Raw genomic sequence first — 11,046 nt, forward strand, 5'->3', positions numbered from 1 at the left:
CCCGGATCTGATCGACGGATGCCTCACCCAAGCCGGACTGATCATGGATGGCTGACCCCGGCCAGCCCCCGACACCACTCATTCAATTTCAGTAGTGACTCCGCCGGAGTGTCTCAATGCGGTCGGCCACGCCGCCGCCGGGCACGCCGCCGCTCACGCGGCGCGCTGCGTTCCGCCTACGGCTCAGCCTCGCAGGGGCGCCTGGCTGTGCTTCAAGTCTCAAGTCACAGCAGAGAGGTGAGGGCGCTCATTCCCTCCGCCGGGCTCAGACGAGGCCGAGCCCTGCCGCATGCCTTCGGGTTGCACATTCGCTTCAACCTTCAAGTCACACCAAAGCGCAAGAGGTGTGTCGGCATCAATTCTCGGTGCGGATCCGGGCGATCGGCGACCGTTGACGACGTCAGCCACCGGTTTCAGCCGGCCGGTGGCGGATCGTCGATCCTCCATTGACGGGCCGTCGATCTCATGTTGATCCCCGTCCCCTGGAATGGTCGGCATGAGGTCGACGACTAGGGAGCCGACGTGGCTCTGATTCACGGGAACGAGCGGGCGACGCTGGCCCAGGCCGCACTGTACTTCGCGGACGAGAAGACCGAGGCGGCGGGGGCCTTCAACCTCGCGGTGCGAGTGGAGGTCCGGGGCAGGATCGCGGCGGCGGATCTGGCCGCCGCCTGTCGGCGGCTGGTGGCGGCGACGCCGGCCCTCCGGGTGCGGATGGGTATCGACACCTGGACCGGGGAGATCGTCTACGGCTTCTCGGACGAGGAGCCGGAGATCGAGATCCTCGCCGAGCCGGTGGACGGCGCCGAGGCCTTCATCGCGGCACGGACCATGCGGCCGTTCGAGGTGGACGGCGGTCCGCTGGTGCGGTTCCTCGTACTGCCGATGGCCCCCGCGCACACGGTGGTGGTCCTGATCGTCCATCATCTGATCTACGACTGGATCAGCCACCGCCTCCTCGCCGAGCAGCTGAGCAGGTCCATCGCGGGCGCCGCCGCGACGCCGGATGCGCCGGACCGGCCGGATTCGCCTGATTCACCGGACGAGTACGTCCGTCTCGTCCGCCGGGTTCGCGCGGCCGAGGAGTCCGCGCTCACCGAGGACCGCGACTACTGGTACGACCGGATCCCGCCGTCGGCGATGGTCATCCCCTTCCCGCGCGAGGGCGCCTCCGACACGGTGATGCGGCGGATCATCACCGCGGATCCGACCGCGGCAGCGGGCATCGGCGCGTGCGCCCGTTCCGTCGGCGTCAGCGTCTTCAAGCTGGTCTCGGCGGCGGTGCACCACGCCCTGCCGGTGCCGGACAGCGGCGTGACCGTGCTCGGCGGAGCCGCGTCCCAGCGGCTCGGTGCGGAGTCCGCGATCGTGGGCTGTTTCATCAACGAGGTGCCGCTGTCCGCGAGTCGAAAGGCCGGTGAGACGGTCGTCGACCTGGCTCGGCGGGAGCACCAGGGATGGTCCGCCGATCTGCGGCGGCGCCACTACTCCTTCGCCGAGCTGGCCGCGCACGTGCGACGTGGCGGCGGTGCGGTGGAGGCGCTGAACCAGGTGATGATCTCCTACCGCCGCCAGCAGCAGTCCGTCGAGCACGCCGGTACGGGCGTGACCTGCACGGCAGAACTCGACGTCCCCAACTTCGCGGCCAAGACCCCGCTGTCGGTGCGCTTCTTCGAGGACGGTGGCCGCCTCGGCTGCGAGGTGCAGTGGAGCGGGCACCTGTCGGCGCGGTCCGGCGAGCGGTACACGGACCGACTGGCCGAGTCACTCGCACAGTGCGCCGGAACCGCGCTTCGGATCGAGGAGGCCTCTTGAACGGGACGAGTGGAGAGACCGGGATGGACGGGACGGGCGAGAACCCCGCCGAGCACCTGATACCCCTCGGTGGCACCGGGTGGCAGGTGTGGCGGGACGTGGAGCTGCGCTCCGCCGGGTTCCCGTCGGCCATCGTCGAGCCGCTGGCCGACGACGAGCTGCTGGCGGCCGCAACCGCCGAGGACGGCGAAGGTCCGCCGTCCGATGCGCTGGCCCGGGAGTACGACCGTGCCGTCACACGGATGGAGACGGCGCTGCGCACGGCGGCGGCGGACCCGATGCTCCGCGAGGCGGTCGCGTGGCAGAACCCCGCCATGCTGAGCGGCTGTGTGGACAAGGTCGCCGCCAGGTCCAAGGCCCAACCCGCCCGGCAGCGCCGACGGGAGCTCAAGGTCGCCACGTACCTCCAGCGCTACGGCTTGAAGAACGAGACGATCGGCTTCTTCGGGCCGCACTGCTGGGGTCGATGGTCCGAGGACACGACCGGGATGACGATCCGGCCCGGTGAACGGCTGCTGCGCCGACGTCAGGTGTACTTCGAGCACTGGGCCGTCGAAGCGGTGGCCCGGGCGCTCGCCGCCGATCCGCGGGTGCGGGTATCCCTCAAGCCGCGCCGTTCGGAGGCCGACGCCCTCCTGGGGGACAGCGGCGACGGCACCGAGATCGGCATCCGCAGGCCGCGCGGCCCGGTCCGCAGGCTCACCGCCGCGGAGGCCGAGGTCTTCGAGCTGTGCGACGGGGCCACGACGATCCTTGAGATCGAGCGGTCCGTCCCGGGCTACGCCGCCCGGGCCGGCGAAAGCGTGCTGACGGTCGTCGACCGGCTCAGCGCCGAAGACCTGCTGGTGTGCGAACTTCCGCTGTCCACAGGCGAGTTTCGCGAGCACGGGCTGCGCGGCGCGCTCCTGGCGGTGGACGACGCGGCGGCCCGCGAGCAGGCACTCGGCCTGCTGGACGAGGTGCTCGCCGCCCGCGAGGCCGTGAGCGAGGCGGCCGGCGACGCCGACTCGGTGTTCAAGGCCATGGAACGGCTCGACGAGGTCTTCGAGCAGGTGACCGGGCAGGACCCGGCGCGCCGGGCGGGGCAGGCCTACGGCGGTCGGCGCGTGGTGTACGAGGACACGCTCCGCGACACCGAGGTGGCGCTCGGGGCGGATCTGCTCGGACAACTCGCCGCGCCGCTGGGCCTGCTGCTCGACAGCGCGCGCTGGTTCGTCGGCCAGGTGGGCGACGGGTACCGCCGGCGCCTGACACAGGTGTACGAGCGGCTCCGCGCGGGCTCCCTGGACGGCGAGGTGCCGCTGAACGCCGTTCTCAACGCGATGACGCCTGATCTGGCCTACTCGTTCCAGGACCTCGCGCCGCCGGTCGCGGCGGTCGTCCCGGAGCTCCAGCGGCGCTGGGCGGAGATCCTTGCGGTCCCGGACGACGTCCGCCGCCACCGCGTGTCCGCCGCCGACCTGGCCGCTCGGGTACGCGAGCTGTTCCCGGCCTGCGAGCCACCGTGGTCGTCCGCGGTCCACCAGTGCCCGGACATCATGATCACCGCCCGCGACCCCCAGGCGATCGCCGCCGGCGACTACGAGTTCGTCCTCGGCGAGCTGCATCTGGCGATCAACACCCAGGACAGCCCGGCCGGGATCGCGCAGTTCCCGGAGCCCGAGCGCTTCGCCGCGATGGACGCGGCCGACCGCCGGACGCCGCGCGTGCTCCCGCTGCCCGCGCTGGAGTCCCCGGCCGTCAACTCCCGTACGTATCCCCCGGTGCTGGTCGGCCCGCAGGACCTGGTGTGGACCATGCACGCCCGCAACACCGGGGCGACCGGCATCGGAACGACCGGTACCGGGACGACGGGCCGGGTCGTCCCCGGCGCGGCCATGACCGTGCACCGCGACGGCGAGCGACTGGTCGTCAAGTCCCCCGACACGCCGGACCTGGACCTCCTGGAGGTGCTGGGCGAGTACCTCTCCGGCGCCGCGATGAACGGCTTCAAGCCGCTGCCGTCGGCCGCGCACCGCCCCCGCGTCACCATCGACCGACTGGTGATCTCCCGCGAGTCCTGGAGCATCGGCGTCAGCGACCTGGCCTGGGTGCGGCGTTCCGACCGCGTCGAGCGGCACCGGGCCGCGGTGCGCTGGCGCGACGCGATGGGGCTGCCCCAGCGCGCCTTCTACCGGGTCGCCGTGGAGACCAAACCGATCTACGTCGACTTCAGCAGCATCGCGCTGGTGGAGCTGCTCGCCGCCGCCGTCCGGAGCGCGGCCGCGGACGATCCCGCGTCCCGGGTCTCCTTCTCCGAGATGCTGCCCGACCTGCCCGGCCACTGGCTCCGGGACGGCGCGGGCGCGGCCTACGCGTCCGAGTTGCGGCTCGTCGCGATCGACCGGGCCCGCGCGTAACCCGCCACCGGCGACTGCGCCGTACCACTCGACACCATCACCCCGACCCAAGGAGCACGACTCATGAGCACCGCATCAGACCTGACCTCCGACAACCCCGCCGCCGAGGAGTTCGCGCCGCGCGTCACCGAGGTCTTCCAGGAGATCCTCGGCGGCGACGCCCCCGTGCGCGGCGACAGCGACTTCTTCGAGCTCGGCGGGAACTCCATCCTCGGCGCGCGCCTGGTCGCCCGGCTGCGCCAGGTCTTCGACGTCAAGGTGACGATCCGCGACGTCTTCCGGGCCCGGACGGTCGACGGCGTGGCCGAGGCCGTGGCCGTGCGAAGCGCCCGGGGCTAGGGCGCGACCGGACACGGGAGGCGGACAACGCACATGACCTCAGCATCACAGGGGTGGGACCGGCTCGTCCGGGGCCGCCAGGGCGCCCTGGTCCTGGCCGTCGACTTCGACGGAAGCACCCGCCAGGAGGCCACCTTCCGGGACCTGGCCCGGCTGCTGCCCGATCAGCTGGACGTGTGGCACGCGGTGCCGCCGACGGCGGACGCCGAGCACGCCGACGAGTACCTGGCCTGGTGGCTGGAGAGCCTGCCGCGTCCCGGCGAGCGCGTGTCGGCGGTCCTCGGCTACTGTGCCGGCGGCGTGTACGCGGCGGCGCTGGCCGACGCCATCGAGCTCCGGCAGGAGGTCCGGCCCGAGGTCGTCCTGTTCAACCCGGGGGCGCCGAACACGACGACCCTCAGCCGCGACCTGTTCGGCGCGCTGGGGTCGATGACCGTGCTCGACGAGGACGAGCAGCAGCGGTTCCGCCGGCGCGCCGAGCGGATCGTCGAGCAGCACACCGGCGGATTCGCCGCCCTCGCCGAGGAGTTCGCCACCGTCTACGTCGACGCCTGCCGGGTCGCGTTCGAGCGATGGGGCATCGAGGGCGAGGTCGGCGATGAACTCATGGGGCTGTTCCGGGCCTATGCGCGCTACCTGTCGGCGGCGCGCCGACTGGAGCGCCGGCCGCGGTGGGCGGACGCGCTGTCCCTCAACTCGGCCGACCACGTGGGCGGTTTCACAGGTCGTGAGACCTCGTTCGACAGCAGCCGCGCCGATCTGCTGCGCAGCCCGACCGTCGCCGCCGCCGTCACCGCGGCGCTCACGGTGAGCAACTGAAAGGTGGTCGTCACCATGTCATCCCGAATGCCGTCCCGACTCTCCACGAACGCGCCGCGAACGGTCCCCGAGCTGTTCGCCGAGCAGGTCCGTACGACTCCCGACGCGGTCGCCGTCGTCCACGACGGCCGTGAATCGACCTACCGGCAACTCGACGACCGGGCGGCCCGGTTGGCCGGAGTGCTCGCCGACAGGGGGGCGGGGCCCGGTGCGCTCGTCGCCGTGATGCTCGACCGGTCGACCGACATCGTCGTCACGCTGCTCGCGGTGCTGAAGACCGGTGCCGGCTACGTGCCGATCGCCGTCGACGACCCGGCCCGGCGGATCGCGCACGTTCTCGCCGACTCCGCCGCGCCGATCGTGGTGGCGTCGGGCGAGGCCGCCCGCACCGCGCTCGCCGGTACGGACACCGTCGCCCGCGTCCTGCACCTGGGGTCCCCGGAGACCGAGGCACTGCTGGACGCCCGCGATCCGGCCGGATCCGGGTACTCCGCGTTCTCGCCGTCCACGGCCCCGCCGCCGCAGGACGACGGCACCGCGTACGTGATCTACACGTCCGGCTCCACGGGCACGCCCAAGGGTGTGGTGATCGACCACGGGGCCCTGAACGTGTACCTCGACTACGCGCGCACCCACTACCCGGCCACGGCCGGCCGGACCCTGCTGCACTCCTCGGTCTCCTTCGACCTGGCCGTGACGAGCATCTTCCCGCCGCTGATCGCCGGAGGATCGGTCGAGGTCGTCGATCTGGTCTCGCTGGCCGACGGCACCGCCCTTCCGCCGGGGTTCCGCAGGCCGAGCTTCCTCAAGGTGACTCCGTCGCACCTCGCGCTGCTGCGTCGACTGCCCGACGAGTGCTCGCCGAGCGAGCAGTTGGTGATCGGCGGCGAGGCCCTGCTCGGCGCCGCGCTGGAGGCGTGGCGGGAGGCCCACCCCGGGGTGGGCGTCGTCAACGAGTACGGCCCCACCGAGGCGACCGTCGGCTGCTGCGTGTACGTGGTCGAACCCGGCCACCGCCTGGAGCCGGGGGCCGTGCCGATCGGACGCGCCGTCGACGGCACCCGTCTGTACGTGCTCGACGACGCCCGGCGGCCCGTCCCCGACGGCGGGACCGGCGAACTGTTCATCGGCGGCGCCCAGTTGGCACGCGGCTACCTGAACCGTCCGGCGCTCACCGCCGAGCGGTTCGTCGAGGACCCGTTCGGCGGGCCCGGAGCCAGGATGTACCGCACCGGCGACCTCGTCCGGACGCGGCCGGACGGCGAGCTCGAGTACCTGGGCCGGATCGACGACCAGGTGAAGGTCAACGGCTACCGGGTCGAGCTCGGCGAGATCGAGGCCACGCTCGTCGGGTCCACCCTGGTGGAAGCGGCCGCCGTGGTGCCGAACCCGGACGACGCCGGCCACACCCGGCTCACCTCCTACGTCGTCGGCACGGCCGGAGCCGCCGTCGACGCCGTCGAGCTGCGCCGCCTCCTGGCGAAGACCCTGCCCCCGTACATGGTCCCGGCCGTCTTCGTCCCGCTGGCCGAACTCCCACTCACCGCCAACGGGAAGCTCGACCGCACGGCGCTGCCCGCGCCGGAGGCGGCCGGGCCCGACCGGTCCGCGGCCGGGCCGATGACCCCGGAGCAGGAACTGCTGTGCCGGGTCATCGGGGAGACCGTCGGCGCCGAGGAGGTCGGCATCGACGACGACTTCCTCGCGCTGGGCGGCACGAGCATCGCCGCCGCACGCGTGGTCACCCGCGCCCGCAAGGCCGGACTGCGGATCTCCCTGATGGACGTGCTGCGCAGGCGCACCGTCCGGGACATCCTCGCCGGCTGACCGGCCCCGGACTCCGACCCCCGACCTCCGATCCCCGGTCTCCGATCCCCGGTCTCCGATCCCCGGGCCTCCGTTCAAGGACAGGACTGTCAATGCCCCGCACCGAAGACAGCACGATCGGCGGCGTGCAGGCCGCCGTTCACGACAACGGCCACACCGCCGCACTGGTCTACGACCTCGCCACCGTCGAGGATCCCCTGGCGTGGGTCACCGCCCACCGGGAGCCGCTGCGCGCGGCGCTCCGCAGCCGCGGGTTCGTCCTGCTGCGCGGCGCCTCGCGCGATGTCGAGGCGTTCCACCAGGTGGTCAGCGCCGTGGGCGGCGACCTGCTCGAGTACACCGAGCGCTCCACCCCGCGCAGCGCGGTCAGCGGCAACATCTACACCTCCACCGAGTACCCCGCCGACCAGGCGATCCCGATGCACAACGAGAGCTCCTACTCGAGCCGTTGGCCGCAGTCGGTGTTCTTCTTCTGCCAGACCCCGCCCGCGACCGGCGGCGCCACCCCGATCGCCGACAGCCGGTCGGTGCTCGCCCAGCTGCCCGCGGATCTGCGCCAGCGCTTCTCCGACGGCGTCGTCTACACCCGCACGTTCCGCGACGGGCTCGGCCTGAGCTGGGAGGAGGCGTTCCAGACCGCCGACCGCGCAGCGGTCGAGCAGTACTGCGCGGGCCACGGCATCGAGTTCGAGTGGGTCGAGGACGGGCTGCGCACCCGGCACCGCCGGCCGGCCACCGCCCGGGCCGCGCACACCGGCGAGGAGGTCTGGTTCAACCAGGCCAACCTGTTCCACGTCTCGGGCCTGGAGCCGGAGGTGCGCGAGGCCCTGCTCGCGCTGTACGCGGAGGCCGACCTGCCCCGCAACGCCTACCTCGCGGACGGCGGTTCGATCCCCGACGAGGACCTGAGGACGATCGCGTCGGTCTACGACCGGGTCGCGCTGGCGCTGCCGTACCGGCAGGGCGACGTCCTGATGATCGACAACATGCTGATGGCGCACGGCCGTGAGCCGTTCACCGGCGACCGCCGGATCCTCGTCGCGATGAGCTGACCGGCCGCGACACCCACGACACGACGAAGTCGCGACACCCCCCGACCCGAACACCCCGACACGAAGGAGAAAGCCATGGCCGACGGCCGTGAGGCGCAGTTCAAGGTAGTCGTCAACCACGAGGAGCAGTACTCGGTCTGGGCCGCGGACCGGCCCAATCCGGCCGGCTGGTCCGACGAGGGCACGACGGGTTCGAAGCAGGACTGCGTCCAGCACATCGAACAGGTCTGGACGGACCTGCGGCCGCGCAGCCTGCGCGACCGGATGGCCGCCGCCGTGGACGCCTGAGCCCCGGCTTCTCAACGACGCTGATTGGAGATGGCGATGGATCAACGGTTCCGGCCGACCCCCGAGCAGTTCCCCGACTCCGGTCTCGACTCGGAGGGTCTGGACAGCGTCCTCGACCGGTATCCGCCGGACACGGTCGTGGACGTCTACGTCCTGTCGCCGCTGCAGGAGGGGATGCTCTTCGAGTCGACGCACCGCCCGGACAGCGGGAACTACCTGACCCAGGCGGTGTACGAGATCCGGGGCCGGCTCGACACCGAGGCGTTCATCGCCGCCTGGCGGTACGTCATCGACCGGCACCCGATCCTGCGAACGACCTTCGTCACGGACGGCGTCGCGCACCCCGTCCAGGTCGTCCACCGGGGCTTCCCGCTGCCGCTGCGGACCCTGGACTGGCGCGGCCGCGACGACGAGGCCGTGGAGGCGGCGACCACCCGGCTGCTGCTGGAGCGGCGCCACCACGGCATGGACCTGGCCGCGGCGCCGCCGCTGGCGTTCGACCTGATCCGGCTCGACGGCGAACGCCAGTTGCTCGCCTGGCACCAGCACCACATCGTCATGGACGCCTGGAGCGGGTCCATCGTCCGGGCCGAACTCGGCGCGGCCTACTCCGCGTTGGCCGCGGGCGCGCTCCCCGACCTGCCCGAGTCGGTGCCCTACGGCCGCCACGTCGAGTGGCTGCGGCAGCGCGACGCGCAGGCCGACGAGGCGTTCTGGGCGGGCCTCATGGGCGGCTTCGACTCGCCGACGGCGCTGCCGTTCATCGCCCCCGCCGCGCGCGAGGCGAGCGCGAGCAGCGCGTCAGCCGCCCGCACCGTCTCCCCGGCCCTCACCAAGCAGGTGGCCGAACTCGCCCGGCGCAATCACTGCACCGTCCATGCGGTGGTGCAAGGCGCGTGGGCGATCACGCTGAGCCGGTTCAGCGGGCAGCGGGACGTGTGCTGGGGCACCATCCTCTCCGGCCGTTCCGCGGACCAGGCCGATCTGGAGCGGATCGTCGGCCTGATGATCAACACGGTGCCGGCCCGGGTCACGGTCGATGCCGACATGGCCGTCGCGGACTGGCTCACGACACTGCACTCCTCCCTGAACGGGATGCGCAAGGCGGAGCACATCGGCATCGCGCGCATCCGGCGGCACACCTCGGTGCCGAGCGGGACGCCGCTGTTCGAGAACCTGTTCCAGTTCGTCGACCTCCACCAGGATGGCGACGCGGAAGCCGCCGGGCTCGATCTGCAGGTCGTCCGGAGTTACGAGCAGACGGGCTTCCCGCTGGACCTCAGCGTGGTCGCCGGTGATGAACTGCTGCTCCACCTGACCTACGAGCCCTCGCGGCTGAACGAGGCCGACGCCGAACGCGTACTGGGCACCTATGAGCTGATCCTCAAGCAGCTTGCCGAGCGGCCCGAAGCCCGCATCGGCGAGATCGAGGTCCTCTCCGCCGCCGATCGCCAGGAGCTGCTCGACTGGGGGCTCAAGGCCCTCGGCAGCACCGTCGAGACGACGGTGCCCGAGCTCTTCGCCGCGATCCTGCCCACCGCGTCCGGCTCGACGGCCGTCGTGGGTGTGGACCGGACCATGACCTATGCGGAGCTCGATGACAGCTCCAACCGGCTGGCGCGTGTGCTGCGCGCGCACGGTGTTGGGACCGACACCGTCGTCGGGGTCGCGGTCCCCCGGTCGGCCGGCCTCATCACGGTGCTGCTCGCGGTACTCAAGGCCGGTGGCGCGTACCTGGCACTCGATCCCGTCGCGCCGCCGGAGCGCAACCGGCTGCTCGTCGGGGACAGCCGGGCCGAGGTCATCGTGGCCACGACCGAGGCGCTGGCCGCGCTCGGCGAGGCGGCGCAGGGGCGCACGGTCGTCGTACTCGACGACCCTGCGGTCCAGGCCGCGACCGCCGCGGAATCCGCCGACGCCTTCGCGACGGCCGCGCACCCGGACTCGCTGGCGTTCGTGACCTTCACCTCGGGTTCGACCGGGGCCCCGAAGTGCGTCGGCATCACCCATCGCAACGTCGTCCGGCTGGCCCATCGGCAGACCTATCTGTCATCCGGCCCCGGATACACCTCCCTGCACACCGTCCCGCTCGCCTTCGATGTCTCCCTGGAGGAGATCTGGGTTCCGCTGCTCAACGGCGGCACCGTCGTCGCACCCCCGCCCGGTCGGCTCGACGTTCCCGAGATCGCAGCGCTGATCCGGGAGCACTCGATCACGAGCTTCAGCCCCACCACAGGCCTGTTCCATCAGATCGCCGAGCAGGACATGGCGGCATTCAGCGGCCTGCGGCAGCTGCTCATCGGGGGCGATGTCGCGTTGCCCGCCCCCTGCGCGAGCGTCGCCCGCGCCCATCCGGAACTGACACTGATCAACGCCTACGGCCCGACCGAGAACACCTGCGTCACCACCACAGCGGTCCTCGGCCCCGAACAGGAGCCGAAGGTGTCGATCGGCGGTCCGGTCTCGGGGACGTCGGTGTACGTGGTGGACGAGAACTTCGACCCGGT

General features: G+C 72.0%; 8 protein-coding genes. All 8 read left to right on the forward strand.

Annotated features, from left to right (window positions below):
• Window positions 1-522: 522 nt before the first annotated feature.
• Window positions 523-1,815 carry a condensation domain-containing protein gene (locus tag ACFQ87_RS41705; protein ID WP_380616186.1) on the forward strand — a complete coding sequence of 431 codons (1,293 nt, stop codon included), beginning with the start codon at window positions 523-525 and terminating at the stop codon, window positions 1,813-1,815.
• A complete protein-coding gene (locus ACFQ87_RS41710; RefSeq protein ID WP_380616187.1) occupies window positions 1,812-4,214 on the forward strand; it encodes a lantibiotic dehydratase in 2,403 nt (800 codons plus the stop codon). Before ACFQ87_RS41705 ends, ACFQ87_RS41710 begins: the two co-directional genes overlap by 4 nt.
• Window positions 4,215-4,277: 63 nt before the next feature.
• Window positions 4,278-4,553 (forward strand): phosphopantetheine-binding protein, encoded by a 276-nt coding sequence (locus tag ACFQ87_RS41715; protein ID WP_380616188.1) that lies wholly within the window; start codon window positions 4,278-4,280, stop codon window positions 4,551-4,553.
• A 33-nt stretch (window positions 4,554-4,586) separates the two neighbouring features.
• On the forward strand, window positions 4,587-5,372 hold the full coding sequence (locus tag ACFQ87_RS41720) for a hypothetical protein (RefSeq protein WP_380616189.1): 786 nt from the start codon (window positions 4,587-4,589) through the stop codon (window positions 5,370-5,372).
• 15 nt (window positions 5,373-5,387) lie between these two features.
• Entirely contained in the window at window positions 5,388-7,199 is a 1,812-nt protein-coding gene (locus tag ACFQ87_RS41725) for an amino acid adenylation domain-containing protein (RefSeq protein WP_380616190.1), read from the forward strand.
• Window positions 7,200-7,291: 92 nt separating this feature from the next.
• The gene (locus tag ACFQ87_RS41730; RefSeq protein ID WP_380616191.1) at window positions 7,292-8,251 is read left to right on the forward strand and encodes a TauD/TfdA family dioxygenase; all 960 of its coding nucleotides are present in this window, start codon (window positions 7,292-7,294) and stop codon (window positions 8,249-8,251) included.
• 75 nt (window positions 8,252-8,326) lie between these two features.
• Entirely contained in the window at window positions 8,327-8,539 is a 213-nt protein-coding gene (locus ACFQ87_RS41735; protein ID WP_380616192.1) for an MbtH family protein, read from the forward strand.
• Between the two features lie 36 nt (window positions 8,540-8,575).
• Window positions 8,576-11,046, forward strand: a 2,471-nt coding sequence (locus ACFQ87_RS41740; RefSeq protein ID WP_380616193.1) for a condensation domain-containing protein, incomplete at its 3' end; no start/stop codon positions are given.

The organism is Kitasatospora sp. NPDC056531, from assembly GCF_042794375.1.
Lineage (GTDB): Bacteria > Actinomycetota > Actinomycetes > Streptomycetales > Streptomycetaceae > Kitasatospora.